27 protein-coding genes are annotated in these 24739 nt (G+C 67.1%); 22 read left to right on the top strand and 5 right to left on the bottom strand.

Annotation, left to right across the window (positions count from 1 at the left end):
* Positions 1-27: 27 nt before the first annotated feature.
* From K2R93_08450 to K2R93_08420, 7 genes are all read left to right on the top strand, one after another.
* Positions 28-759, top strand: a complete 732-nt coding sequence (locus K2R93_08450) for a MotA/TolQ/ExbB proton channel family protein (protein ID MBY0489858.1) — start codon at positions 28-30, stop codon at positions 757-759.
* A gap of 82 nt (positions 760-841) precedes the next feature.
* Positions 842-1300, top strand: a complete 459-nt coding sequence (locus tag K2R93_08445; GenBank protein MBY0489857.1) for a biopolymer transporter ExbD — start codon at positions 842-844, stop codon at positions 1298-1300.
* A gap of 3 nt (positions 1301-1303) precedes the next feature.
* The gene (locus tag K2R93_08440; protein ID MBY0489856.1) at positions 1304-1711 is read left to right on the top strand and encodes a biopolymer transporter ExbD; all 408 of its coding nucleotides are present in this window, start codon (positions 1304-1306) and stop codon (positions 1709-1711) included.
* A gap of 157 nt (positions 1712-1868) precedes the next feature.
* Entirely contained in the window at positions 1869-2717 is an 849-nt protein-coding gene (locus tag K2R93_08435) for a hypothetical protein (GenBank protein ID MBY0489855.1), read from the top strand.
* 110 nt (positions 2718-2827) lie between these two features.
* On the top strand, positions 2828-4306 hold the full coding sequence (locus K2R93_08430) for an amino acid permease (protein ID MBY0489854.1): 1479 nt from the start codon (positions 2828-2830) through the stop codon (positions 4304-4306).
* A 53-nt stretch (positions 4307-4359) separates the two neighbouring features.
* Entirely contained in the window at positions 4360-5640 is a 1281-nt protein-coding gene (locus K2R93_08425; GenBank protein ID MBY0489853.1) for a cation:dicarboxylase symporter family transporter, read from the top strand.
* 15 nt (positions 5641-5655) lie between these two features.
* Complete coding sequence (locus K2R93_08420) at positions 5656-6927, top strand: sterol desaturase family protein (protein ID MBY0489852.1); 1272 nt, start codon at positions 5656-5658, stop codon at positions 6925-6927.
* A 42-nt stretch (positions 6928-6969) separates the two neighbouring features.
* Here the strand turns inward: K2R93_08420 and K2R93_08415 are convergent, their stop codons facing one another.
* The 5 genes from K2R93_08415 to K2R93_08395 all read right to left on the bottom strand — a co-directional run bounded on the left by K2R93_08415 (position 6970) and on the right by K2R93_08395 (position 13349).
* Positions 6970-7920, bottom strand: a complete 951-nt coding sequence (locus K2R93_08415) for a hypothetical protein (GenBank protein ID MBY0489851.1) — start codon at positions 7918-7920, stop codon at positions 6970-6972.
* A complete protein-coding gene (locus K2R93_08410; GenBank protein MBY0489850.1) occupies positions 7917-9446 on the bottom strand; it encodes a sodium:solute symporter in 1530 nt (509 codons plus the stop codon). Before K2R93_08410 ends, K2R93_08415 begins: the two co-directional genes overlap by 4 nt.
* A gap of 30 nt (positions 9447-9476) precedes the next feature.
* Positions 9477-11453, bottom strand: a complete 1977-nt coding sequence (gene nagB / locus K2R93_08405; GenBank protein MBY0489849.1) for a glucosamine-6-phosphate deaminase — start codon at positions 11451-11453, stop codon at positions 9477-9479.
* Between the two features lie 63 nt (positions 11454-11516).
* Positions 11517-11846, bottom strand: coding sequence for an iron-sulfur cluster assembly accessory protein (locus K2R93_08400; protein ID MBY0489848.1), 330 nt, complete (start codon positions 11844-11846; stop codon positions 11517-11519).
* Positions 11847-12059: 213 nt separating this feature from the next.
* Positions 12060-13349: a beta-lactamase family protein gene (locus tag K2R93_08395; GenBank protein ID MBY0489847.1), complete on the bottom strand. Its 1290-nt coding sequence runs from the start codon at positions 13347-13349 to the stop codon at positions 12060-12062.
* 55 nt (positions 13350-13404) lie between these two features.
* On the opposite strand from K2R93_08395, the gene K2R93_08390 reads away from it, so the two are divergent.
* The 15 genes from K2R93_08390 to K2R93_08320 all read left to right on the top strand — a co-directional run bounded on the left by K2R93_08390 (position 13405) and on the right by K2R93_08320 (position 24726).
* Positions 13405-14733, top strand: coding sequence for a DUF1343 domain-containing protein (locus K2R93_08390; protein MBY0489846.1), 1329 nt, complete (start codon positions 13405-13407; stop codon positions 14731-14733).
* A gap of 89 nt (positions 14734-14822) precedes the next feature.
* Positions 14823-15464: a CDP-alcohol phosphatidyltransferase family protein gene (locus tag K2R93_08385; protein MBY0489845.1), complete on the top strand. Its 642-nt coding sequence runs from the start codon at positions 14823-14825 to the stop codon at positions 15462-15464.
* Between the two features lie 5 nt (positions 15465-15469).
* Positions 15470-16801: an inositol-3-phosphate synthase gene (locus tag K2R93_08380; protein MBY0489844.1), complete on the top strand. Its 1332-nt coding sequence runs from the start codon at positions 15470-15472 to the stop codon at positions 16799-16801.
* A complete protein-coding gene (locus K2R93_08375; GenBank protein MBY0489843.1) occupies positions 16798-17316 on the top strand; it encodes a hypothetical protein in 519 nt (172 codons plus the stop codon). Before K2R93_08380 ends, K2R93_08375 begins: the two co-directional genes overlap by 4 nt.
* 13 nt (positions 17317-17329) lie before the next feature.
* Positions 17330-17623 carry a hypothetical protein gene (locus K2R93_08370; GenBank protein MBY0489842.1) on the top strand — a complete coding sequence of 98 codons (294 nt, stop codon included), beginning with the start codon at positions 17330-17332 and terminating at the stop codon, positions 17621-17623.
* The gene (locus tag K2R93_08365) at positions 17623-17922 is read left to right on the top strand and encodes a hypothetical protein (GenBank protein MBY0489841.1); all 300 of its coding nucleotides are present in this window, start codon (positions 17623-17625) and stop codon (positions 17920-17922) included. Before K2R93_08370 ends, K2R93_08365 begins: the two co-directional genes overlap by 1 nt.
* 4 nt (positions 17923-17926) lie before the next feature.
* Positions 17927-19258, top strand: a complete 1332-nt coding sequence (locus K2R93_08360; GenBank protein MBY0489840.1) for a 2-oxo acid dehydrogenase subunit E2 — start codon at positions 17927-17929, stop codon at positions 19256-19258.
* 75 nt (positions 19259-19333) lie between these two features.
* Complete coding sequence (locus K2R93_08355) at positions 19334-19510, top strand: hypothetical protein (protein MBY0489839.1); 177 nt, start codon at positions 19334-19336, stop codon at positions 19508-19510.
* A 1-nt stretch (position 19511) separates the two neighbouring features.
* The gene (locus tag K2R93_08350; protein MBY0489838.1) at positions 19512-19778 is read left to right on the top strand and encodes a hypothetical protein; all 267 of its coding nucleotides are present in this window, start codon (positions 19512-19514) and stop codon (positions 19776-19778) included.
* Positions 19775-20623: a PHP domain-containing protein gene (locus K2R93_08345; protein MBY0489837.1), complete on the top strand. Its 849-nt coding sequence runs from the start codon at positions 19775-19777 to the stop codon at positions 20621-20623. The genes K2R93_08350 and K2R93_08345 overlap by 4 nt, the downstream gene beginning before the upstream one ends.
* 26 nt (positions 20624-20649) lie before the next feature.
* Positions 20650-21396 (top strand): SDR family oxidoreductase, encoded by a 747-nt coding sequence (locus K2R93_08340; protein ID MBY0489836.1) that lies wholly within the window; start codon positions 20650-20652, stop codon positions 21394-21396.
* Entirely contained in the window at positions 21393-22166 is a 774-nt protein-coding gene (locus K2R93_08335; protein MBY0489835.1) for a hypothetical protein, read from the top strand. The genes K2R93_08340 and K2R93_08335 overlap by 4 nt, the downstream gene beginning before the upstream one ends.
* 19 nt (positions 22167-22185) lie before the next feature.
* Positions 22186-23220 carry a thioredoxin-disulfide reductase gene (gene trxB / locus K2R93_08330; protein MBY0489834.1) on the top strand — a complete coding sequence of 345 codons (1035 nt, stop codon included), beginning with the start codon at positions 22186-22188 and terminating at the stop codon, positions 23218-23220.
* A gap of 8 nt (positions 23221-23228) precedes the next feature.
* On the top strand, positions 23229-23876 hold the full coding sequence (locus K2R93_08325; GenBank protein ID MBY0489833.1) for an MBL fold metallo-hydrolase: 648 nt from the start codon (positions 23229-23231) through the stop codon (positions 23874-23876).
* 52 nt (positions 23877-23928) lie between these two features.
* Positions 23929-24726, top strand: a complete 798-nt coding sequence (locus tag K2R93_08320) for a hypothetical protein (protein MBY0489832.1) — start codon at positions 23929-23931, stop codon at positions 24724-24726.
* Positions 24727-24739 lie beyond the last annotated feature (13 nt).

Raw genomic sequence — 24739 nt, 5'->3', positions numbered from 1 at the left:
ACCTCACGTTTTGCGGAGATTCGTTTCATGAACATGTCGCTGATGGAGCTGTACCAGTCGATGGGCTGGTTCGCCAAGGGTATCGTCTTCACGCTCCTTGGCATGTCGGCCCTGTCGTTCACGCAGCTCATCTCGAAGTGGTGGTCGATGCGCAAGGCGCAGGCCGAGACGCGCAAGTTCGCCCCCGAGTTCTCGCAGTTCCTCGAAGAGGACAACCTCACCGAGGCCATCAAGCTCGCCGAAGGCTACAAGAAGTCGCACGTGGCCCGCGTCCTTGGCGGCGCCCTCTCGGAAATCCGTCCGCTCATCCAGGACGGCTCGGTGACCGTGGCCGACATCAACTCGGCCGAGCGTGCGGTTGAGCGCGAAATGCTGATGACCGTCGTTGACCTGAAGCGCGGCCTCGGCATCCTGGCCACCGTCGGCGCCACGTCGCCGTTCGTCGGTCTGCTCGGCACCACGATGGGTATCGTCAACTCCTTCACGGGTATGGCCGCGTCGGGTGCGGGTGGTATCTCCGCCATCGCCGCCGGTGTTGCCGAAGCCCTCATCACGACGGCTATCGGTATCGGCGTCGCCATTCCGGCCGTGTGGTCGTACAACTACTTCCAGACGAAGATCGACAACCTCACGGCCGAGATGACGTACACGTCGAAGGAAATGATCGACTACCTCATCAAGGGCGTCTCGGGCGAGTTCGGTCGTTCGCGCTTCACGCGTGAATTCAACACGGCCGGCGGCTCGGCCATCTCGCAGTAAGCCAGTTCACGACGGTGGGTCACCGGGCGCCCGTGCGGGGCGCCCCGGGGCCAGCCTTCATCCGTAACCACGGAGTAGCGCCATGGGTATGAGTGTCAGTGGCGGCGGCGGCGTCAAAGCCGAACCGAACGTCACACCCATGATCGACGTGATGCTGGTGCTCCTCATCATCTTCATGATCACCATCCCGCAGATCAACGCGGGCTTCAAGGCGGTCCCACCGGAAGGGCAGAACCTCAAGCCCCATCCGGAAGAAGATGGTGACCAGGTGCTCGGTATCGACGATCAGGGTCGATTCTATCTGAACAAGAAGCCGGTCCGCGCTGAAGATCTCGAGACGGCAGTCCACGATATCTACGGCAAGGAACGCGAGGATTACATCATGTACGTGAAGGCCCATAAGGACCTTCAGTACCTGAAGGTGATCGACGCACTCGGCACGCTGTCCAAGGGCGGCGTCCGCGTGGCGGCGCTCATCACCGAGCAGCTCCCCGGGACGGAGTCGCTCGTGGAAGCCGATCGCATCAAGCCAGGGAAATAAGCCATGGGCATGTCAACCGGTGGGGGCGGCGGGAGTCTCAATAACGAGATCAACGTGACGCCCATGATCGACGTGCTCCTCGTGCTGCTGATCATCTTCATGATGATCATCCCCATGAGCCGCAAGGCGATCGACACGCAGCTCCCCGATCCGAATCCGCCGCAGCAGACCTCGCAGGTGAATCCGGATCAGATCGTGCTGGAGATTCTTCCGGACGACAAGTACGCGATCAACAAGGAGCCGATCCCGAAGGAGCAGCTCTTTACGCGTCTCAAGTCGATCTACGATCCGCGTCCCGAAAAGATCATCTTCGTGAAGGGGGACACCCTTACCAAGTACGCGAATGTGATCTGGGCCATGGACCAGGCGCGTGGCGCCGGGGTCAAGGTCATCGGCGTCGCGCCGAAGTGAGCCACGGTCCGGAGGTGCCTCAGGGCACCTCTGGGCAGGGCGTGGTGTTTCATACGGCAGGCGAACCCTTTCGGGGTCGCCTGCCGTACTATTTTGCGGATGGATGTCCGTTATCATCCCGTCTCCGGGATGACCGCACTGCACTCTGACCCCTGGCATGACCGCCTTTCCCGACGATTCCGCTGACCCGGCGCTGCCGCCCGGCCCTCAGGATCGCCCGCGCTATCGGCCCCCCATTGGCATGCCGGGGTCGAAGAGCAAGCGGACGGGCAGTCTGCTGCTCTCCATTTTCCTGCACCTGCTCGTCATTGCGCTGCTGATCGTGCCGTTCACCTCGCCGGAGCTCATGAAGGAAGTGCTCGGCGCCGGTGGGATTGGCCCGGCTGGTGGCGGCGGCGGCGGTCGCAAGGGCACGGGCGGGCAGATGAAGCAGGAGCGGCTGCAGTTCGTCCGGGTCGCGCCCACGCCGGTCCCGACGCCCACGCCGCCGATGGTCAAGCCACCGGAGATCAAGCCGCCGGTGGTGCCCCCTCCGGTGCCGCCCAAGCCCCAGCCCACGCCGACGCCGGCCGCTCCCACGCCGGCGGCGTCTGCTGCGTCGGACGTGAAGTCGGAGACGGTCGGGACCGGCGGGGGCGCTGGCAACGACGGAGGCCCCGGCAATGGCCCGGGCACGGGCGGCGGAACCGGCTCGGGCGTCGGCACCGGGAAGGGCACCGGGACGGGCGCCGGCACCGGCGGTGGCCCTGGCAGCATCTATCCCCCCGCGCCCACCGAACTCTTCCTCCCGCCCCTGCCGGTGCCCGGCAAGGCCAAGGGAACGGTCATCGTGGAGTTCGATGTGGACTCGACGGGAAAGGTGGTGGACTTGCAATTCACGCCCACGAAGGACGGGGCGTACAATCGCAAGCTGCGCGAGGCGCTCGTCGCCATTCGCTTCCGCCCGGCGGTTGACGGGCGCGGCATCCCCGTGCGCGCAAAGACGCAGATCACCTACTCGCTGTGATCCGGCCACGGCGCTAGCTTCGCCAGAGTGTTTTTCCTGGCGCCGCGGGTGGCGTACCGCCCCTGAAGGCAGATGCGGCGCCCCCTGGTGTTCACTCCTGCCTGGACCACATGGGGTTGTTCGATCGAAAGCCGATCGCGGTCATTGACGACAGCGAACACGGCATGCGGCGCACCTTGGGCGCCGGCGATCTCATCATGCTCGCTATCGGCGCGGTGATCGGCGCCGGCATCTTCTCTTCACTCGGGACGGCAGCCGCTGGCGAGACCCTCGCCGACGGCACGATCGTGCGCTACGGCGCCGGTCCGGCCCTGGTGCTGAGCTTCGTGCTGCTGGGCGCCGTCTGCGGCCTCGCGGCCCTCTGCTACGCCGAACTCGCCTCCATGATTCCGCAGGCTGGCTCGGCGTACGCGTACTCCTATGCGACGCTCGGCGAGATCGTCGCGTGGATTGTGGGGTGGGCGCTGATTCTCGAGTACGCCGTCGGCAACGTCGCCGTCGCCATCGGGTGGGGCGGGTACTTCACCTCGCTCCTCTCCGGGTTCGGGATCGAGTTGCCCGCGTATCTCACGCACGGCTATTGGAACGTGAAGGCGAGCGCGGATCCCGCCATCCACGGGCTCCTCGACAGCGCACCGCGCCTCGCCGGCATCCCGATCCTGGTGAACCTGCCGGCGTTCGGCATCGTGGCCGTCATCACGCTGTTGTTGCTGCAGGGGGTGAAGGAAAGCACCCGCGCGAACAACATCATGGTGGTGATCAAGCTGCTCGTGCTCGCCCTGTTTGTGGTGGTCGGCGCGATGCACATCGATCCGGCCAACTACAAGCCGTTCGCGCCGAACGGCTTCAAGGGCATTCATCAGGGCGCGGCCATCGTCTTCTTTGCCTACATCGGCTTCGATGCGATCTCCACCGCGGCCGAGGAAACGAAGAATCCCCAGCGCAATCTGCCGTTGGGGATTCTGGGGGGGCTGGCCGTCTGCACGTTGATCTATGTCATCGTGGGCTTCGTCGCGACGGGCCTGGTGCCGTATCAGCAGCTCAAGAGTGCCGATCCGCTCGCCAAGGCGCTGTCGGTGGCGGGGCTCGGCACGGCCAGCTGGATCGTGGCGGCCGGTGCCGTCGTGTCGATGTCTGCCGTGCTGCTGGTGTTCCAGTACGGCCAGCCGCGCATCTTCTACGCGATGGCCCGCGATGGCCTGCTGCCGCAGTTCGCGGCCAAGCTGCATCCGAAGACGCGCACGCCGCACATCACGACCATCATCACTGGCGTCGCGGTGGCGCTCGGCGCACTCCTCGCGGATGACGCCGCGACCTACGATCTCACCAACATCGGCACGCTGGCCGCGTTTGCGGTCGTCTGCATCGGTGTGCTCGTACTGCGCCTGCGTGAACCCGATCGGCCGCGCCCGTTCAAGGTGCCGTTCTTCTGGGCGGTCACGCTGCTCGGCGCCGGCGCCTGCGTGTTCGTGATGAAGGGGCTGCCGACGAGCGCCTGGGTGGCCTTCGCCGTCTGGATGGTCATCGGCCTGACCCTGTACTTCGCCTACGGCTACCGCCATTCCGTGCTGCGTCGCCGTCCCGCCTGATCTGATTCGTCGGGCGCCCGTGGCGCCCCGTGTTCTTTCCCGCCCCCGGTTCCATGGCTCACTCGTCTTCCGCCGCTGCCCCGTCGTCCAAGAAAGGCTTCCTCGGCATCGGCTTCTCCCAGTGGATTCTGATCTCGATGGTGATCGGGATTCTCGTGGGATGGCTCGCCCCCGACATGGCGGCGAACCTCAAGCCGTTTGCGACGATCTTCCTGCGGATGATCAAGTCGCTCATCGTGCCGTTGCTCTTCTCCACGCTGGTGGTGGGCATCGCCGGTCATGGCGATGACATGGCCAAGGTCGGCAAGCTCGCGCTGCGCTCGATCATCTACTTCGAGGTGGTCACCACGGCGGCGCTGGCCATCGGCCTGATCGCGGTGAACGTCGTGAAGCCCGGGGTTGGTGTCGGCATCACCACCGCCGCCTCCGGCAACGCCGACGAGTTCAAGGCACTCGCCGCCAAGACGCCCACGTTTGCGTCGGTGCTCGAGCATACGGTGCCGCAGAGCTTCTTCGAGGCGGCGGCCGCCAACGAAGTGCTGCAGATCGTCTTCTTCGCGATCATCTTCGCCGTGGCGCTCGCCCGCACGGAAGGCAAGTCGAAGCAGTTCATGCTCGACTGGCTGCAGTCGCTGAGCGACATCATGTTCAAGTTCGTCGGCATCGTGATGGCGTACGCGCCGATCGGCATCGGCGCCGCCATCGGCGTCACCGTGGGGAAGAGCGGCCTGGGCGTGCTGTTGAGCCTCGCGAAGCTGGTCGGCACGCTGTACGTCTCGCTGATCATCTTCGTGCTGCTGATCCTCGTGCCCGTGGCGCTGCTGGCGAAACTCCCCCTCGCGAAGTTCTGGAGCGCCGTGAAGGAGCCGTGGCTGATCGCCTTCTCCACGGCCTCGTCGGAGGCGGCGTTCCCGCAGGCCATGCAGGCCATGGAGAAGTTCGGGGTGCCGCGCCGCATTGTGTCGTTCGTCCTGCCGACCGGGTACTCCTTCAACCTCGATGGCAGCACCCTCTACCTCGCGATTGCGTCGGTGTTCGTCGCGCAGGCGGCCGGCATCGACATGCCGATCAGCCAGCAGCTGCTCATGATGCTGACGCTCATGCTCACGTCGAAGGGCGTGGCCGCGGTCCCGCGCGCGTCGCTCGTGATCCTGTCCGGCGCGCTGGCGCAGTTCGGGTTGCCGCTCGAGGGGATCGCCGTGATCCTCGGCGTGGACGCCATCATGGACATGGCCCGTACGTCCGTGAACCTGCTTGGCAACTGTCTCGCGACGGCGGTCATGGCCCGCTGGGAAGGCGAGCTTGGCGAGCCGGGGCAGCCGGCCGCGGCCTGAGCACGCCCTCGTCGCATGGAGATCATCCAGGCGTCGATTCCGCTCTTCTTTCTGCTGATCGCGGTCGAGCTGGGCTATGCCTGGCTCGGCCGTCGTTCGTTGTATCGGCTCAATGACAGCATCAGTGATCTGTCCGCCGGTACGTTGAGCCAGATCGCCGGCATCTTCACCAAGCTGCTGCTCTTCGGCGTTTTCGGATTCCTCTTCGAGCACGCGCGGGTGCAGCGCGTCCTGCCGGTGCCCGAGTGGCCACCGCATGCAGGCGGCTGGATCGTCGCATTCATACTCGTGGACCTGGCGTACTATTGGTTCCATCGCGTGTCGCACGAAGTGAACCTGTTCTGGGCCGGTCACGTCGTGCACCACAGCAGCGAGGAGTACAACCTCGCCGTGGCGCTGCGCCAAAGCGCGATCGGTGGCCTGTTTGGCTGGGTGTTCTATGCGCCGCTCGCCCTGCTCGGTATGCCGTGGGAGCAGTTTGCGGTCTGCTACGCACTCAACCTCGTGTACCAGTTCTGGATCCACACTCGCGTGATTCACCGACTGCCCGCGTGGTGTGAGGCGGTGTTCAATACGCCCTCGCATCATCGCGTGCACCACGGCGTGAACCCCGAATATCAGGACCGCAATTACGCCGGCGTCTTCATCATCTGGGACAAACTCTGGGGCACCTTTACCCCGGAGCGCGACGAGCCGGTCTACGGACTTACCACCCCGTTGGCGAGCTGGAATCCGCTCTGGGCGCAGGTCCACCAGTACGTGGCGATTGCGCGCAATGTCTGGCGGGCGACCGACTGGACAGAGCGCTGGCATTACGTCTTCGCGTCACCGGCGTGGCGCCCGGCGCGTGATGGCGGGCCGATACACATCCCGGACGTGACGCGGGCGGCATTCCAGGCCTTCGACCCTGCCGTTCCGCCTGGATTATCACTCTATGCGCTGACGCAGTTTGTGCTGGCCGTTCCCGGTGCGCTCTGGCTCCTGACCTCGGCGAGCAGACTACCGGTGGGACAGCTGCTGGCGGGTACGTTCGTGGTGGCGCTGACGCTGACCAACATCGGCGGTCTGCTCGAAGGCCGTCGCTGGGCCCTCTCCGCCGAGGGCGCACGGACCCTCGCGCTCGCCATCAGTGGCGCGGTCTGGCTCGCCTCGAATCCCGGTCCACGGTGGATGGGGATTGGCATCCTGATGGCTGGCCTGTGCAGCTTCGGTGGCCTGCTCACGCAGCGCCATGCACTCACGGCGTCGAGCGACGAGCGCATGGATCCGCATTTTCACGCGCCGTAATGTCCGGCGAGGGACCGCGCGCGCCTCGAAGGCGCACGCGGTTCAGGCTTCGACGCCGAGCAGTCGGCGCGCGCGCCGCACGGCACCCCGCGCCGCATCCACGTCGTCATTCTTGATCATCGCGCCGGGCACCGCACTCTTGAGACGCTGTTCGAGCCGCTTGCGCACGAGTGAGCCGCGCGAGAGCAGCCCGCCCGCGAACGCCACCGGAATGGCGGCGCGCTCGTCGGTGAAACAGCGACGCGCGAGCGTGCGCACGTGCAGCGCGAGCTCTTCCACGCAGAACGACACCAGCGCATTGGCGCGCAGGTCACCGGTGGCGGCCACCTGCATCACCACCGGGGCGAGCTGCGCGAGCGCGCCGGGGGTGGCGTTCGCTGCCCACGGGATCAGGTCATCGAGCTGCTCGAGCTCGAGCGCGGTGAGCATGGCGCCCGTCAGCGCCGTCTCCGGCTCGCGACCGTCGTGCGCCGCCGTGATCACGCTCAGGGCCCGTCGGCCAAGCCACGCCGCGCTCCCCTCGTCGCCCACATTCGGGCCCCAGCCACCGCACCGCTCGAGTCGTCCATCCGGGCCGCGCGAAAACGCCACCGATCCCGTTCCCGCAATCAGCAGCACGCCGGCCGAGTCCCCGAACGCATCGTCCATCGCGATCGTCGCATCGGCCTGCACCGAGACGTCATCCGCGACGCGACGCTGCGCCAGCGCGGCCCACAGCGCCTGCGCGGCCCGCTCCTGACCAGCGCCGGCCACCCCCACCACACACACCGCCGGCCGCACATCGGTGCGCTCGGCCGAGGCGAGCGCCTCACCGATCAGGGCCTTGATCACATCGGCCGCTGCCCCTTCCTGGCCGGGGCGGAGTGCGCTCGCGCCACCCTCGACCCGGGCCAGCACGGTCCCGTTCGCATCGGCCAGCAGCACGCGGGTGCGGCTCCCACCGCCATCCACTCCAACTACCAGGGGTGTCGGGTCGAGGGGACCAGCGCTCATCGACGGCTCTCCGGGGGCGTGGCCGCCACCGGCGGCGCATGGGTAAAGGACATCAGCATACCGGTCACAAAGGTAAGCGAGGTCCCGATCAACACGTACCAGGGCCAGGCAATCCCGGCCACCCCACCCAGCATCGGCTTCAAGCTCGGATAGGCGGCGGTCAGCTGCTTCGCGAAGACGATGAACGCCATCGCGAAGATCCCCACGCTCATGCCCGTGATGGCATCCCGCTGGTTGGCCCGACGCCAGAACATGCCCAGGAAAAAGCCGCCCAACAGACCCCCCTGCGTGAACGACGCAATGGACAGCGCCACGACTACGACCGGCGTGCCATTCTCCTTGAAGAGCAGGGCCCCGAAGGTGAGCGCCAGCCCCCAGCCGAGCGCAAAGAGCTTGCCGACCTTGAGCGTGCGCGGATCATCCGGCGCCCGCTTGGTGAGCGGCAGGTAAATGTCGTGCGTCGAGGCCGCCGCGAGCGCGTTGATGGCCCCGGAGTGCGTGCTCATGGTGGCGGCGATGATGGCGGCCACGATCAGGCCGATCAGCCCGTGCGGCATGCGCTCGATGATGAACGTCGGGAAGATCGCGTCGGCGGTGGCGAACGACTTGCCGCCGTACAGGACCCACAGACCCAGGCCGACGAACAGGAAGAGCGTCATCTGTGCGAAGACCGCGATGCCGCTGCCGATGATGGCGCGCTGCGCATCACGCAGCGACTTGCTCGACAGCAGGCGCTGCACGATGATCTGGTCGGCGCCATGGGAGGCCATCGCCAGGAACCCGCCGCCGATCAGGCCGGCGAACATCGTGTGCGGCCGATCGAAGCCGGCGTACCAGTCGATCACCTGCAGCTTGCCCGCCGCGCCGGCCTGGCTCACGATCGCGCTCCAGCCGCCGTCCACCGCCTGGCCGATGAGCACCAGCGCCGAGATGCCGCCAAAGAGGTAGATGCTTGCCTGCAACAGCTCGGTCCACACCACCGCCTTCATGCCGCCGCGGTACGTGTAGACCACGGTGAGCAGCCCGAGCACCAGGATCGCCGCCGGCATGGTGTATTCACGCGGCAGGACCGGACCCACGATCAGCGCCACCGGAATGGCGGTGGCAAACACGCGCACGGCATCGGCCATGGCGCGGGTAATCATGAACACGATGCTGGTGAAGCGACGCGCGCCCAAGCCGAAGCGCGTCTCGAGCAAGGCATACGCCGTCACGAGATTGCCGGCGAAGTAGCGCGGCAACAGCGTCTGCGCCACCACGATGCGGCCGAGGATGTACCCGGCGACGACCTCGAGGAACCCGAGATTGCCGGTGTAGGCCAGCCCCGGGATCGAGATGAACGTCAGCGCCGAGGTCTCGCTCGCCACGATCGAGAACATCACGGCCCACCACGGAATGTTGCGCTCGGCGACGAAGTAGTCCGTCGCCGACTTTTGGTTGCGACCGATGTACATCCCGAGCGCGGTGGTGCCACTGAGATAGATCAGCAGCACCAGCAGATCGAGCAGATCGAAGCGGCCGCTCATGCGGCCGCCCCGACGCGGCGGCGCGTGGCATCAGGCAATGACGTACGCCTCCATCGCGAAGTACTCCGCGAGCCCCAGATCATCCAACTGGCGCGCGGTGGTCTTGTTGCGCTGCTCCACGCGCTGCCAGAACTCACGCTCATCCTGGCCGGGGAAGGGCGCCGAGTCCTTCTGGGACTGATGTTTGAAGATCGCCTGGATCTTGAGCGTGAGCTCCTCCTGCGACAGCGGCACCAGCACCGTGGCCTCGGTGACCGGCCATTCCTGCCAGGCGCCGCGATACAGCCAGACCTCGGGGCGCTTGGACGCATTCGCGCCGGCGTACACCTCGGCGAGCGCCAGATCGATCGCTTCCTTGCACATGCGATGCGTGCCGTGCGGATCCGAGAGGTCGCCGGCCACGAAGATCAGCTCCGGCTCGAGCTCGCGAAGCAGGTCCGCCACGATCGCCACATCGGCCGGTCCGATCGGATCCTTGCGCACCTTGCCCGTCTGATAGAAGGGCAGGTTGAGGAACCGCGCGTTGGCGCGCGACAGCCCCATCACCTCGATGCCGCTCACCGCCTCCGACTCACGGATGATGCGCTTGATGTCCTGGACCTCGGCGATGTCCACCTCGCCCGCCTGTTTGCGCGCCAGGAATCCGTGCACGGTGTCCGCCAGCGTGCGCACGCTGGAATGCACGGTGTCGCTGCCACCGAGTCGCTCGGTGTCGAGACGCACCAGGAAATCCATGTAGCGACGCACGTCATGATCGAAGACGGCGATGTTGCCGCTCGTCATGTACGCCACCGTCATGTCGTTGCCATTCTCCACGAACTTGCGGAGAATGCCGCCCATCGAGATGACGTCGTCGTCGGGATGTGGCGAGAAGCAGATGGTCTTGAGTCCGCGCGGGAGCTTGCTCTTGCCGCGGATCTTGTGGCCGAGGATGTTGAACACGAGGCCGTTGACCGCGCCTGGCGAGCCATGCTGCGCCACGAGCGACGACAGCGAGTTCTCGGCGTAGTCGTGCTGCGTGAGCTTGAGGATGGCCTTGCCCGCCTTGCCGGCCAGCCACGTCACGGCGCGCACGGCGAGGGCTTCTTCCCACACCACCTCATCGACGAGCCACGGGGTCGCCACGCGTGTGAGATCGGCGGCCGCGGCATCGTCCACGTAGAACGTGGTATTCGGATGGCGCTGGAGGAACGTCGCGGCGACGGCCCGATCGATCTCGCCTTCGACCGCGCGGCGCACGATGGCCGACTTGTGTTCGCCGGTCGCGAGAATGGCGATCTCGCGGGCGCCCATGATCGAGGCGATGCCCATCGTGAGCGCTTCGCGCGGGACGTTCTCTTCGCCGAAGAAATCCGCGGCGGCGTCGCGGCGCGTGATCGAGTCGAGATGCACCAGGCGCGTGCGGCTCGCTTCACCGGAGCCCGGCTCGTTGAAGCCGATGTGACCGGTCTTGCCGATGCCCAGCAGCTGAAAGTCGATGCCGCCCGCGGCCTCGATGGCCGCCTCGTACGTGGCACAGGCCGCGTCGACATCGGCGCGCGCCAGCGCACCATCCGGGATGTGCACGTTCGCCGGATTGATGTCCACGTGAGAGAACAGGTTCTCCCACATGAACCGGTGATACGAGTGGATGCTGTCCGCGCGCATCGGGTAGTACTCGTCCAGATTGAACGAGATCACATGCGCGAAGCTCAGCCCCTCATCCCGATGCAGGCGAATGAGCTCGCGATACACGCCGATCGGTGTCGAGCCGGTCGCGAGGCCGAGCACCACGGGGCGTCCTTGGGCGGCCCGTTCGCGCATCAGGGTGGCGATGCGGTTCGCCACGACCGAGGCGAGCTCGGCGTGATCCGCAACGATGAGGGTGGGGATGCGTTCGCGGGCGGTACCCGTGACGCCCGGATGTGCGAACGGCGACCGACTGACGCGCGCAGGCCCGCCACTCTCGGAGAGTGAGCGGGCCTGAATGGCGTCAGTGGCCGCCGGAGTGACCGAGGCCAATGACATGGGACTGGGGAGTGTGACGTGCGGTGGCGCCCCGACCGGCGCCGGGTCCTGCGGGAAAGGCGCTTACGCCGAGAACGAGCTGCCGCAGCCGCAGCCACCCGTCGAGTTCGGATTCTTGAACGTGAAGCCCGAGCCCTGCATCGACGACACGTAGTCGATCGTCGTGCCGCTCAAGTACTGCGCCGAGAACGGATCCACGAACACCTTGATCCCCTCGATCTCCAGGGTGAGGTCGTCGTCCGCGCTCTTGTCCTCGATCACGAGGCCGTACTTGAAGCCGCTGCATCCACCGGGCATCACCGAGACGCGCAGGCCACCCTGCTCGGGCGTCACACCCTCGGCTTCCATGAACTTCCGAACTTCGCCCGCGGCCACGGGGGTCAGTACCACCATGACGTCCGGCTGCTGCATCGTGCTCATCGTGCTCCTCCGAAAGGGCCGGTGCAAGGACCGGCCTGATGGACCCGATCAGCCTGGTGCCGCCGCCCTCGCGAGCGGCACACGGGATGATCCCGGGTCGGGCTAATTGGAAAATAGCGAGTGGATCGCTCCCCTTGCAAGAAACACCAGTCGGATCCTGAGGATCCGGCCGGCGCCACGCGCTGGTCAACGCCCCGCTCCGCGGCGGTTTCCGACCCCCGTATCCTCCATTGCCGACACGACCGCGTCAGCAAGGGAAATCCGGACACCATTGATCCGGGTATTGTTGCGGGTCGGATTCACCCGGTTGGTCAGCAGGAGGACGAAGGTCTGGTGGGACGGATCCATCCAGAGCGAGGTGCCGGTGAACCCGGTATGGCCGAAGGCCACTGCCGGCATCTTCCGCCCCGCCGAATTCCGCCCGGTGGGGGTCTCCCAGCCCAGGGCCCGGCGGCTGACCGTCGTGTCCTGCACCCGGATGAAGCGCGCCACAGTCGCCGAGTCGAACACCCGGACCCCGTCGAGCGTGCCGTAGTGCAGGTACATCTGGGCAAAGCGCGTCAGGTCCCGGGCGCTCGAGAAGAGCCCGGCGTGCCCGGAGACGCCGCCCAGTCGGGACGCATTCTCGTCGTGGACCTCGCCGCGGAGCTTGCGACCGCGCCACGAGTCCTGCTCGGTGGGGGCAATGCGCGGGAGCCACGACGCCGGGGGCAGGTAGCGGGTGTCGTGCATCCCGAGCGGCCCGAACACATGGGTCGTGTCGTACTGCGCGAGCGGCTCCCCCGAAACCTTCTCGACCAGCTTGCCCAGCAGAATGAAGCCGAGGTCGCTGTAGAGGAACCGAACGCCCGGCACCGTGTCCGGGGAGGTGGCGAAGAGCTGGGCCGCCGCTTCGGCCGGGGTGGCCGACTCCTTGTACAGGGCGCGCCAGGCCGGAAGGCCGGAGTTGTGCGCGAGGAGGTTCCGCACGGTGATCCGGCTCGCCCCCGGAGCGGTCCACTCCGGCAGGTACTTCACCACCGGGGAGTCCAGCGCCACCCGACCGCTGCCCACCAGCTGAATCATGGCACTCGTCGTGCCAATCACCTTCGTGAGCGAGGCGAGGTCCCAGACCGTCTTGTTCGTCGGGCGCGCGGCGTCGGCACTGTCGAGGCGCCCCACGCCGTACTCGGCGATCACCCCGTCGGCGGTCCCAACGACCGCGTACGCGCCGGGGAAGGCGCTGTCCGCCACGGCGCGCTCGAGTACGGCGCGCAGGCTGTCGCGAACCGCCTTCGCCGTGGCCGGGCTGACCCCGGCCGGCGGTGTGGTCCTCCGCGTGGCAGCGGCGCAACCGGCAATGCTCAGGGCGCCGAGGGCGCTCAGCAGCACCACGGCCCGCACCAGGCGCTGGCCGCCGGGGCGCTTGAGAAAGCGCTCGTGCGGTGCGTTGTTGTGGGAGCGGTTCTGCCAGAGATGGGGGAACGAGAGGCTCATGTGTTCGCGGAAGGAGTGCGCGTACGATCGCGCCCGAAACCTACGGAGAGATCGCGTGAAGGGCACTTGGAGGCTGGCATCGCTGGCCATGCTGGTACTCGCGGCGTGCGGGCCGCGGCCGAATCAGGCCCCGCTCCCCGACGACGGCGATCAGGTGGGCCCCATGGCCAACCGCTTCCTCGATCGGAGGGTCCGCCCGGGGATTACCGTCCTCTTGGACGATAGCATCAAGCTCGTCGCCGGCAAGCGGGTCGCGCTGGTGACCAATCAGACGGGTGTTGACGAAAAGGGGCGGCGCTCGATCGACCTGCTCTTTGCGGACAAGCGCGCCACGGCCGCCGGGGTCAAGCTCGTGAAGCTCTTTGCGCCGGAGCACGGCGCGACGGGTACGGCCGACCGGACCAATCTGGCCGACGAGACGGACCCGAAAACCGGGCTCAAGATCTACTCGCTCTATCAGCAGCGGACGATGCCGCCGCCAGACTCGCTGCTGCGCGATGTCGATATCCTCGTGGTGGACCTGCAGGACATCGGGACCCGCACGTGGACCTACGTGGGCGTGATGCTCTACAGCATGCAGGCCGCCGAGAAGCGGGGCATCCCGGTGCTCGTGCTCGACCGTCCCAATCCGCTCTCGGGCGTGAGCGAAGGGCCGCTGCTCGATTCCGCGCTGGCCAACGCGGCGTATCCCGGCCCGGGCTCCGGAAGCACAAATGGCTTTGCGCTCTATCCGATGCCGCTGCGACACGGCCTCACGATGGGCGAGATGGCCCGCCTGTTTCAGGCGCAGCTCAAGATGGGCGCCCGCCTCACCGTGGTCCCCATGCGCAATTGGCGGCGCGCCATGTGGTTCGATGAGACGGACCTCCCGTGGGTGCGGCCGTCGCCGAACATGCCGAATCTCACGTCGGCGCTCTTCTACCCCGCGCTCGTCCCCTTCGAGGCCAGCAACGTGTCGGTCGGCCGGGGCACCAGCGAGCCCTTCCAGCGGTTCGGGGCGTCCTGGCTCAAGGCGGACACGGTTGTGCAGCTGCTCGAAGATCTGTCGCTCACCGGCGTCAAGTTCCACGCTGAGCGCTTTACCCCGAACGCGCCGGGCGATGGCAAGTTTGCCGGGCGGACCATCCCCGGGGTGCGGCTCGAACTGACCGATCGGGAGCGGGCGCAGCCGGCCCGCATCGGGGCGGCGATCCTCTGGGCGCTCAACCGGGTCCATCGGGACTCGCTGCGGATCACCACCCCGGGGTTCGACCTCCGCATGGGGAGTGCGAAGCTGCGCGAGGCGCTGCTCGGCGGCGCCGATCCGGATGCCGTACTCGATCGCCTCCTGCCGCAGGTGATTGCCTTCGAGAAGGACGCGCGACGGTTCTATCTCTACCGTTGAGGGGCGGCGGGACCTAGGTTTTACGGTCTGGTTTGGAAACCGTTACCGTTTTCCGGTCTGATCGGACCGGTCCCGTCACCGTCGTCTAGATGCAAGCACTCTGGAGCGCCATCGTGCGCGGGTACCTGGCCGTGATCGCCCCTGTGGCGGACTGGCTGGTCGCGCGCCGGGTGCGTCCGAACACCATCACCACCATCGGAACCCTGTGCACCTGCACGGCGGGCGTCATCTTCGCCTCGGGGCATATCCGTACGGGAGGATGGTTTCTGGGGTTGACGGCGCTCTTCGATGTGCTCGACGGCACGGTGGCGCGGCGCACGGGGCAAAGTTCGACCTTCGGGGCGTTCTACGACTCCACGCTGGATCGCGTGGCCGACGGTTTCCTGCTGGGCGGATTGGTGGTGTTCTATGCCACCCATCCGGTGCACGCCAGTGATGCCATGGTGATGGTCGCCGTGCTTGGGCTGATCGCCACCTTCCTCACGTCGTACACGAACGCCCGTGCGGAGGGCCTCGGCTTCTCCGCGCGCGTGGGCGTGCTGCAACGGCCCGAGCGCATCACCCTGCTGTCGGCGCCTCAGGCCTTCTTCGGCCTCGCGCTCAACGGCTGGGTGCTCGCCACCATCGTCTGTCTGCTGACGGTGACGGCGTGGATCACGTTCTTCCAGCGCATGGCGTACGTGCATCGCATCACCACGGCGGCTCCGACCTCTACCTCTCCTGGAGAATAAACGCAGTGTCCGACTCGACCCGCGGCACCCCCGCGACCATCGCCCCGGCTACCGGGAAGCTCGCTATCTTCACGCCGGGGCTCGGCGCCGTGGCGACGACGTTCATCGCCGGTGTCGAGCGCGTGCGCCGCGGCCTCTCCGTGCCCATCGGTTCGCTCACCCAGATGGCGACCATTCGCCTCGGCAAGCGCACCGAGAATCGCAGCCCGCTCATCAAGGAGTTCGTGCCCCTCGCGGATCTGAACGACATCGTGTTCGGCGCCTGGGATCCGATTCCGGATGATGCCTACACGGCCGCGACGAAGGCCGGTGTGCTCGTGAAGGACGACATCGAGCCGATCGCCGACTTCCTCAAGAGCATCAAGCCGATGCCCGCCGTCTTCGAGAACAAGTACGTCACGCGCATCACCGGCGCGACGAACGTGAAGACGGGCAAGAACAAGAAGGAACTCGCCGAGCAGATCCGCGCCGACATCCGCAAGGTGATGGCCGACAGTGGCGCGACGCGCGGTGCGATGGTGTGGTGCGGCTCGACGGAGATCTTCATCAAGGCGGGCCCGCAGCACCAGACGATCGAGGCCTTCGAAAAGGCCATGGAAGAGAACGACGAGGCGATCGCGCCGTCGATGCTGTACGCCTACGCCGCCATCATGGAAGGCGTCGCGTACTGCAATGGCGCGCCGAATCTCTCGGCCGACTTCCCGGCGCTCGTGGAGCTCGCGAATCAGAAGGGCGTCGCGATCTCGGGCAAGGACTTCAAGACCGGCCAGACGTGGATGAAGACCGTCATCGCGCCGGGCATGAAGGCGCGCATGCTCGGGCTCGAGGGCTGGTACTCCACCAACATCCTCGGCAACCGCGACGGCGAAGTGCTCGATGATCCGGCGTCGTTCAAGACGAAGGAAGAGTCCAAGCTGTCCGTGCTGCACACGATCCTGCAGCCCGAGAAGTACCCGGAGCTGTACAAGGATTTCTCGCACGTCGTGCGCATCAACTACTACCCGCCGCGCGGCGACAATAAGGAAGGCTGGGACAACATCGACATCAAGGGGTGGCTCGGCTACCCGATGCAGATCAAGGTCAACTTCCTCTGCCGCGATTCGATCCTGGCCGCGCCGCTCGTGCTCGACCTGGCCCTGTTCTCCGACTTCGCGCAGCGCGCGGGGATGAAGGGGATTCAGGAATGGTTAAGCTTCTATTACAAGTCGCCGACGGTCGCTGCGGGGCTGCAGCCGGAGCATGACCTTTTCATCCAGCAGACGAAGCTGAAGAACACGCTCCGTCACCTGATGGGTGAGGAGCAGATCACGCACCTCGGACTCGAATACTACCAATGATCCTCACGCGCTCGCGCCGGCTTGGCGCGGCGCTCCTCACGGCAGCCGGCCTGCTGTTGGCCGGCTGCGATGCGGGGACGCCGCCGAAGAACGAACTCCGTCTGAAGACGGAGGACTTCACGATCCGGGTCTCCCCGGAAACCAAGCCGACGCGCGCGCTCGAGCCGATCTACTGGCGGATCACGGTGCATGATGCGAAGACCGGCACGCCGATTCAGGGCGGGCAGGGGCGCATCTTCGCCACGAACCGGGACATGAAGACGGTCGCCAACGGCCTCGAAGCCACCGAGGAGTTGGGCACCTATCGCAGCAACCTGCTGTTCGTGACAGCAGGGATGTGGGCCATGGCCGTCCAGTTCCGCCGCGATTCCACGCAGGCGCTGCAGAAGACGCAGGACTGGACCCAGGACATCCTCTCGGCCGACGAGCCGGGGGATTTCAGTGTCCCGCAATCCTCGCGGCCTGGCGAACTGCCGGCGGCCCCGAAGGACACCGGCAAGAAGAAGACTCCGTAACCCACGCGTTCTCATGCGGCATTTTCACCGGACCTCGCTGACGCCTGATCAGGTGCTCGAGGCCGCGGACCGGCACTTCGGCGCCCTCGGCCTTACGCGCGGGGGCGCCGATGCGCGTTCCCGGTCCTTCTCCGGCGCGCTCGGTACCATGACGCTTAGCGTCAAGATGGAAGGCGGCCATTACACGTTCGTCGAGGTGCACACCGATCAGGTGGGCGAAAGTCGGCTCGACAAGAACGTGAAGAAGTATTTCAATCTCCTGCACCGGACTGCCGACCCCCGCCACCAGATCGAGGCAGGCTACTGATGGCCGGACCGGCAACCCCGAACGCACAACCCGAGGACCGGGTTGGCCGTAACATCGGGGTGGGGTGCTTTACGTTTTTCATCGGCGGGGTGAGCGGGGCGATGTCCGGGGTGGGCATCGGCAAGTTCGCCGGGTTCTTCAGTCGCTGTACCCCCGAGCCGGGGCTCCCGGCCTGCGACTGGTGGGTCTACGCCGGTTGGGGCGCCGCCATCGGCGCTCTGTCCCTCCCTGTCTTTGCCTTGTGGCGCCTGCGCCGCGCGGATCGCGCGGCCGACGCCATTCCTACCGATCGAGGATGACCGAGTGGCTCGTGTAGACGTGATCATGCCGCAGATGGGCGAATCCATCGCGGAAGGCACCGTGTCCCGCTGGCTCAAGAAGGTCGGCGACGCCGTCAAGCGCGACGAACCGATCTTCGAGATCTCCACGGACAAGGTGGACGCCGAGATCCCGTCCCCGTCGGCCGGGATTCTGGTCGAGATCATCGTCGGGGAAGGCACGACGGTTGGCGTGAACACGGTCGTTGCCCGTCTGGAAACGGATGCCGCCGCGGCCGCCAACGCGCCCGCCGCGGCGCCCGCGCCAGCGCCCGCGCAGTCCGCCTCCGCGGTCGAAGCGCCAGCGAGCCCGTCCGCGAAAGCCACCAGCGCGGCGCCAGCCGCGCCATCCTCCCCCTCCGCGCCCTCGACGAGCGGCTCACTGGAAGACCGGCTCCGCACCAAATCCAGCCCGCTCGTCCGAAAGATGGCGGCGGAGCATGGCGTCGAGATCGCCGCGCTCTCCGGCTCCGGGATCGCCGGGCGGGTGACGAAGGAGGATCTCGAGTCCTTCCTCGCCACCCGTCCAGCCGCAGGCGCGGGCGCCGGTCCGTCCATGCATGCCCCGGGCGGCGTGGAGCCGCACGGTCCGCAGCCGACGCCGTGGGCGGGCGACACGGTCGAGCCCATGAACAAGATCCGCAAGCTCACGGCGGATCACATGACGCTGGCCAAGCGGGTGGCCGCGCACGTCACGACGGTGTGGGAAGTCGATCTCACGCGCGTCGCGCGCGTGCGGACCGCCATGCGCAAGGACTTCGAGGCGCAGTCGGGGCAGAAGCTCACCTACCTGCCGTTCATCCTGCAGGCGGTGTGTCAGCAGCTCAAGCGTCATCCGGTGCTCAACGCCGCCGTCTCGGGCACCGACATCATCTATCGCCGCGCCATCAATCTCGGGATCGCGGTGGCGCTCGAGCCCACGGGGTTGATCGTGCCCGTGCTCAAGCACGCCGATGAGCTCTCGCTGACCGGCCTGTCGCGGGGCGCCAATGACTTGGCCGGCCGCGCGAGGAGCAAGAAGCTGAGCCCCACCGATGTGCAGGACGCCACGTTCACCGTCACGAACCCCGGCACCTTCGGCTCGCTGTATGGCACGCCGATCATCCCGGTGGGGACCACGGCGATCCTCTGCCTCGGGGCCATCGAGAAGCGGCCCAAGGTCGTCACCGGACCGGATGGCGAAGAGACTATCGCGATCCGGACCTGCGCCTATTTCGCGCTCTCCTTTGATCACCGCGTGGTCGACGGCGCCGATGCCGATCGCTTCATGGGCGATCTCAAGCGGGCGCTCGAGTCCGTTTCCGACGTGGTGGGGTAATCCAGAATGCCCCGCGCGCTGCACATGCAGGAACGCCGAGTACAGGACGCAGCGCGCGCGGCATATCTTGCGACCGTGGCACATCGCCGCACGCTCGCGGCATCGCTGCAGGCGCATTTCTGGGTTTTTGAGCACGCTGGCGAGGCTGGTCGGTTTCTCGAGTTCACCGAGGCGAAGCGCGAGGAAGATCTCGTGGCGCTGGTGGGCCCCGAAGCCGCGGTCGATCGCTGGGGTGAGATTCAAGGAGAGTGACGTGCCTTCACGTCAGGTGGACATCGACGGACGTCGGTGGCAGGTCTATCCGTCAGGCTTTCTGACGCAATCCGTCGGCGACGAATTCGGCCTCATTTTCGTGTCCGGCGCGGGAGACGCACGGCAGGTGCGCGTCACGCGCTACGCGCCCATGGGCGTGCGTTCGCGCGAACAGTCGCTCGCCGAACTCTCGGACGCCCAGCTCGTGGAATACTTCCGGCTCTCGCAATCCGGTGACCGATCGCCGGAAGCGGGGTATCACGCGTGACGGAGACCCCTGCCTTCGTCGACTTGCAGGTGCACACCACCGCGAGCGACGGAGCGCTCTCGCCAACCGCCACGGTGGAAGCGGCCGCCGCCGCGGGCCTCGTGGCGATCGCGCTGACCGATCACGACTCCGTGGAAGGCATCGATGAGGCCACGGCGGCCGGTACGCCGCTTGGCGTGCGCATCGTGCCCGGCGTCGAGTTGAGCACCTGGTTCGACGACGATGAACTGCATTTGCTCGGTCTGCACCTCGTGCATCGCGATACCATGCGCGATGCGCTTCGCGCGTTGCAGGCAGAGCGCGTGACGCGCGCCGAGCGCATCGTCGAGATGCTCAACGGCCACGGCATTCCGGTGACAATGGAGGCGGTCCTCGCGGAGGCGGGCACGGGCGCGGTTGGCCGCCCGCACATCGCGCGGGCCATGCTCGCCGGCGGCTACGTGCGCGAGTTCCGGGAAGCCTTCGACAAGTGGATCGGCTGGGGGCGGCCCGCCTACATGGCCAAGGACAAGTTCGATGTGGCCGATGCCATCGCGCTGGTGCATCGCGCCGGCGGGCTCGCCGTGTGGGCGCATCCGGGCGAAGCGGCCACGCCGACGCGCATCGCGCGCCTCGCCGCCGCCGGACTCGATTGTGTAGAGGTCCTGCATCCGAGCCACCCCCCATATCTCGTGCAGCGCCTGGTCGAGTACACCGAGCAGGCGGGGCTCCTCCCCAGTGGCGGGTCCGACTGGCACGGCAACACCGACGGCCCGCGCCGGCTTGGGGGGCAGATGGTGCCGAAGGTGTGGCTCGATTGGCAAGACGCCAAAGCCGCGACGCGCGCGGCGGCCACGACGTCCTGAGCGACCCACCGGGCAGGACACGCCTCATGACGCCGGCCACGGACCCCACGCGACGCGTCGCGCTCATCACCGGCGGCGCGCGGCGCCTCGGCGCCGAAATCACGCGCAGCTTTGCCGCGCGCGGCTACGACGTGGTGATGCATCATGGTGCCTCCGCGGCGGAGGCCGAACAGCTGGCCACCGAGCTGCGTCGGCTGCATGGCGTGCGCGTCGTGGTGGTGCAGGAGGACCTGGCCGATGCCCTGGCGCCGTCGCGGCTGGTGCGCGCCGCGATCGACACCTGTGGCGCGCTCGATGTGCTCGTCAGCAGCGCCAGCCTCATGCTGAACAAACCGTTCGCTGAGGTAACGGTGGACGAGTGGGTCCGCACCGAAGCCATCAACCTGCGCGCGCCGTTCTTTCTCATGCAGGCGGCGGCCAAAGTAATGGGGAAGGGCGGGGTGATCATTCAGATGGCCGATCATCTCGCGCACGAAACCGGGTTCCCGCATCTGATCCCGCATCAGGTGACGAAGAGTGCGCTGCCGCAGCTCGTCGCCACCTTCGCGGCGGCGCTGGGCCCCGATATTCGCGTGAATGGCGTGGCGCCCGGCCTGGTGCTCGCGCCCGATGATCTCAGTGAGGCGGCGATCGCCTCGTTCCTGCGTGATGTGCCACTGGCCCGCAGCGGCATGCCGGCCGATGTCGTGCAGGCCATGCACTATCTCGTCGAGGCGGAGTACGTCACCGGGACCATCCTGCAGGTGGATGGCGGCCGGCACCTGCGCCGGTGAGCGCACCCGGCGCGCGCGACGCGTCGGCGGCCCGGACGCGTGACGATCTGCATTTCGGGCGCATCGTGATCATCGGCGGCGGTTGCTATGGCAGCTGGTACGCCCAGCAGCTGACGCGCGCCATCACCCGCGGCGCCCTGACCGCGCGCGAGATCGTGGTGGTGGATCGCGATCCCGCCTGTCGGGTCGCGCAGGCGCTCGCGGCGGGCGCGTACGCCGGCGCCCCCGTACACCTCGAGGTGGCCACCTGGGACGGCTATCTCGCGGCGTGGCTGGCGCAGGGGGCGGCGGTGCTGCGCGACGATGCCATGGTCCCCTCGCCGCTCATGCCCCATCTGTGCTTCGACTGGCTCACGACCCGAGCCCGGGCGCGCTGGCCGCAGCGATCGATCCAGGTGGCGCCCCTCGTGTCGCCGCCGACGACGCCGTGGGAACGGGCGGCACCCGACGCCCGGCACTACGTCAGCTTCGCCACCTGGACCTGTCCGGTGAACTGCATCGAGCCGGCCAAGTGCCCGGCCACCCGCGGACCGCGCGACTGGTCCATGCCCGTGGCGATGCGCCAGTTCGCCGCGGCCGATCCGACCCTCGACCGTTCGCTTATCTTTCACTGTGAGCACCGCACGTTCGGCGTCGGCATGATCGACGCGGCCACGATCGCGGTGGCCGATGAGCAACTGGCGGAGTGGGGCGCGTCCAGCCCGCTGCGGGTGCTCGTGGGTACGGTATCGCATTGCCACGGCGCACTCGGTGTGCTGGCCGTTGACTGACCTTTTCTCCGATCTCCCCATGTCTGCCTCGAGCGCCGAACAGAGTGCCGAAAACGTCGTCATCATCGGTTCCGGCCCCGCTGCCTGGACCGCCGGCATCTATGCGGCTCGCGCGAATCTCAAGCCGCTCGTGATCGAGGGCGTCCCCATCGGCACGCAGTTGCCGGGCGGGCAGCTGATGCTCACGACCGATATCGAGAACTTTCCGGGGTTCCCCGAGGCCATCAGCGGTCCGGAGCTCATGGAGCGCATCAAGGCGCAGGCGGTTCACCATGGGACGCGCGTGGTCTCCGACATGGTCGCGTCGGTGGATTTCTCGCAGCGGCCTTTCCGGGTGAAGACCGACTGGTCGGGCGAGTTCACGGCCCACACCGTCATCATCGCCACCGGAGCGGCGGCGAAGTGGATCGGGCTCGAGAGTGAGATCCGTCTGGCGCAGCAGGGCGGTGGCGTGTCCGCGTGTGCGGTGTGCGACGGCGCCATGCCCTTCTATCGCAACAAGCGCCTGGCGGTGGTTGGCGGCGGTGACACGGCCATGGAAGAAGCCATGTATCTCACGAAGTTCGCGAGCGAAGTGGTGGTGATTCACCGGCGCGACGCGTTCCGGGCGTCCAAGGTCATGGCCAACCGCGTGCTGACACATCCCAAGGTGCGGGTGATCTGGAACGCCGAAGTAGTCGAGGTCCTCGGGCAGGAGTTCATCACCGGGGTGCGCCTGCGCGATACCGTGGCCGGCACGGAATCCGAACTCGAGGTCGGCGGGCTCTTCGTGGCGATCGGTCACACGCCGAACACCGCGTTCCTGGGTGGTCAGATCACCACGACCGCGCACGGTTACATCACCGTCGCGCCGTGGCGCACGGCGACGAACATCGATGGGGTCTTCGCCGCTGGGGACGTGATCGATGACTACTATCGCCAGGCGATCACGTCGGCCGGCACGGGGTGCATGGCCGCGCTCGAAGCCGAGCGGTGGCTGGCGCATCACGGGATCGGGGAATCGCCGGTTCTCGAGACCGGGGAAAGCAGCGTGTCCCAACCCGACGCCCACTGAGCGCCGCCATGGCCCTGCGCATTCACCAGCTCACGGTCGGTCCGCTCGAGGAGAACTGCTATCTCCTCGTGGACCCCGAGACGAAGGCCGCCGTGTTGGTGGATCCCGGCGATGAAGCCGAGCGCCTCGTCGCTGCCGTGGAGGCGGAGGGCGCGACGCTCACGGCCATCTGGCTCACCCACGCGCACTTCGATCACGTGGGCGGCGTGGCGGGCGTCGTACGCCGGCTGCCGGTCCCCATCTTCGTGCATCCCGACGATCAGGTCTTCTACGGGCGGGCCAGTGAGACGGGCGCCCGCTGGGGCCTCACCGTCGAGAATCCCCCCACCTCCACCGACGCGCTCGCCGAAGGCGGGACGGTGGCGCTTGGCGCCTACCGCTTTGACGTCTGGCACGTGCCTGGCCACGCACCGGGGCACGTGGCGTTCATTGGGCACGGGCTCTGCATTTCCGGCGACGTGCTCTTTGCGGGGTCGATCGGACGCACCGATCTGCCGCTCTGCGATCCGTCCGCGATGCAGCGGTCGCTGATGCGTCTGGCGACCCTCGAGGAGGGAACTCGGGTATTGCCCGGGCACGGTGTTACTACCACGATCGGCCGTGAACTCGCCACCAATCCGTTCCTCCGCGGGGCCGCGCGTCCCATCGGGGCCTGACCGGCATCCGATCCCTCCGTTGCGCTCCGCCTTCCCCGTTCCGGTGTCCCTCATGCGTGCTCGCCTGTCGTCGCTCGTCCTGCTGCTGAGTAGTGGTGTGGTGCTCGCCGCCTGCAGCAATCTGTCCGGTTCCGAGGCGCAGCCGAATCGCTACGGGGCCTTGAATGTGCAGGCCCGCAACAACGGCACGACCGCGGCGGTCGGCCTGGCCACCATGATCTTCTTCAAGGGCGTGAACGTCAGCGTCCCGAACAGTTCGAACAATCAGTTCGATCAGTGCATCATCAGCCGGATCGACACGACCACGTCGGCGACCACGGGCATGAACAGCGTCGGCTCCGGGCTTGCCCTGAGTATCGGCGCGCGCAGCGTGCCGATGCCGTACAACAGCACGACGCTGCGCTACGAGAGCGGCGCCAATCAGGTCACCTACTCGAGCGGCGAGAGCGTCACGATCAGCGTGCCGGATGGTGGCGCGGTGTTCCCGCTGAGTACGCTCACGCTCAAGCTGGCGGAACCGATCGTGCCCGGGCCGCTCACGTTGCCGGCCGCCAACGCCGATTGGGTGGTGCGGTGGAACGGCACCGGCGATGGCGTCTCCTCCATTCAGCTGCAGCTCCGCTACGCCACGAGCGGGTCCGTCTCCGCGCCCAACGAGCAGGTGTACTGTGTGCTGCAGGACGACGGCAACGTCACCATCCCCGCCAGCTATCTCACCGGCTTCCTCGCGAGCCCAAGTGCGCTGCGCTCCATGCGCCTGCTGCGCTGGCGGACGAACGAGCGGGTGATCGACGCCAACACCCTGCTGCATCTGACCAGTACCATCGATACCGTCGTCACGTTTCCCTGAGCGGCGGTGACGG

The sequence above is a fragment of the Gemmatimonadaceae bacterium genome (assembly GCA_019752115.1).
In the GTDB taxonomy this organism is placed as follows: Bacteria; Gemmatimonadota; Gemmatimonadetes; order Gemmatimonadales; family Gemmatimonadaceae; genus Gemmatimonas.
The sequence above is the reverse complement of the archived record's forward strand: the minus strand, read 5'-3'. Positions and strand labels throughout refer to the sequence as shown.

Bases quoted from the DNA above. Each gene is read 5' to 3' on its own strand.
- K2R93_08320 (MBY0489832.1), top strand. From the start codon at position 23,929: ATGCGTGCTCGCCTGTCGTCGCTCGTCCTGCTGCTGAGTAGTGGTGTG.
- K2R93_08400 (MBY0489848.1), bottom strand. From the start codon at position 11,846: ATGGTGGTACTGACCCCCGTGGCCGCGGGCGAAGTTCGGAAGTTCATG.
- K2R93_08430 (MBY0489854.1), top strand. From the start codon at position 2,828: ATGGGGTTGTTCGATCGAAAGCCGATCGCGGTCATTGACGACAGCGAA.
- K2R93_08375 (MBY0489843.1), top strand. From the start codon at position 16,798: ATGATCCTCACGCGCTCGCGCCGGCTTGGCGCGGCGCTCCTCACGGCA.
- K2R93_08395 (MBY0489847.1), bottom strand. From the start codon at position 13,349: ATGAGCCTCTCGTTCCCCCATCTCTGGCAGAACCGCTCCCACAACAAC.
- K2R93_08420 (MBY0489852.1), top strand. From the start codon at position 5,656: ATGGAGATCATCCAGGCGTCGATTCCGCTCTTCTTTCTGCTGATCGCG.
- K2R93_08445 (MBY0489857.1), top strand. From the start codon at position 842: ATGGGTATGAGTGTCAGTGGCGGCGGCGGCGTCAAAGCCGAACCGAAC.
- nagB (MBY0489849.1), bottom strand. From the start codon at position 11,453: ATGTCATTGGCCTCGGTCACTCCGGCGGCCACTGACGCCATTCAGGCC.
- K2R93_08435 (MBY0489855.1), top strand. From the start codon at position 1,869: ATGACCGCCTTTCCCGACGATTCCGCTGACCCGGCGCTGCCGCCCGGC.
- K2R93_08410 (MBY0489850.1), bottom strand. From the start codon at position 9,446: ATGAGCGGCCGCTTCGATCTGCTCGATCTGCTGGTGCTGCTGATCTAT.
- K2R93_08385 (MBY0489845.1), top strand. From the start codon at position 14,823: ATGCAAGCACTCTGGAGCGCCATCGTGCGCGGGTACCTGGCCGTGATC.
- K2R93_08415 (MBY0489851.1), bottom strand. From the start codon at position 7,920: ATGAGCGCTGGTCCCCTCGACCCGACACCCCTGGTAGTTGGAGTGGAT.
- K2R93_08325 (MBY0489833.1), top strand. From the start codon at position 23,229: ATGGCCCTGCGCATTCACCAGCTCACGGTCGGTCCGCTCGAGGAGAAC.
- K2R93_08440 (MBY0489856.1), top strand. From the start codon at position 1,304: ATGGGCATGTCAACCGGTGGGGGCGGCGGGAGTCTCAATAACGAGATC.
- trxB (MBY0489834.1), top strand. From the start codon at position 22,186: ATGTCTGCCTCGAGCGCCGAACAGAGTGCCGAAAACGTCGTCATCATC.
- K2R93_08450 (MBY0489858.1), top strand. From the start codon at position 28: ATGAACATGTCGCTGATGGAGCTGTACCAGTCGATGGGCTGGTTCGCC.
- K2R93_08425 (MBY0489853.1), top strand. From the start codon at position 4,360: ATGGCTCACTCGTCTTCCGCCGCTGCCCCGTCGTCCAAGAAAGGCTTC.
- K2R93_08340 (MBY0489836.1), top strand. From the start codon at position 20,650: ATGACGCCGGCCACGGACCCCACGCGACGCGTCGCGCTCATCACCGGC.
- K2R93_08370 (MBY0489842.1), top strand. From the start codon at position 17,330: ATGCGGCATTTTCACCGGACCTCGCTGACGCCTGATCAGGTGCTCGAG.
- K2R93_08365 (MBY0489841.1), top strand. From the start codon at position 17,623: ATGGCCGGACCGGCAACCCCGAACGCACAACCCGAGGACCGGGTTGGC.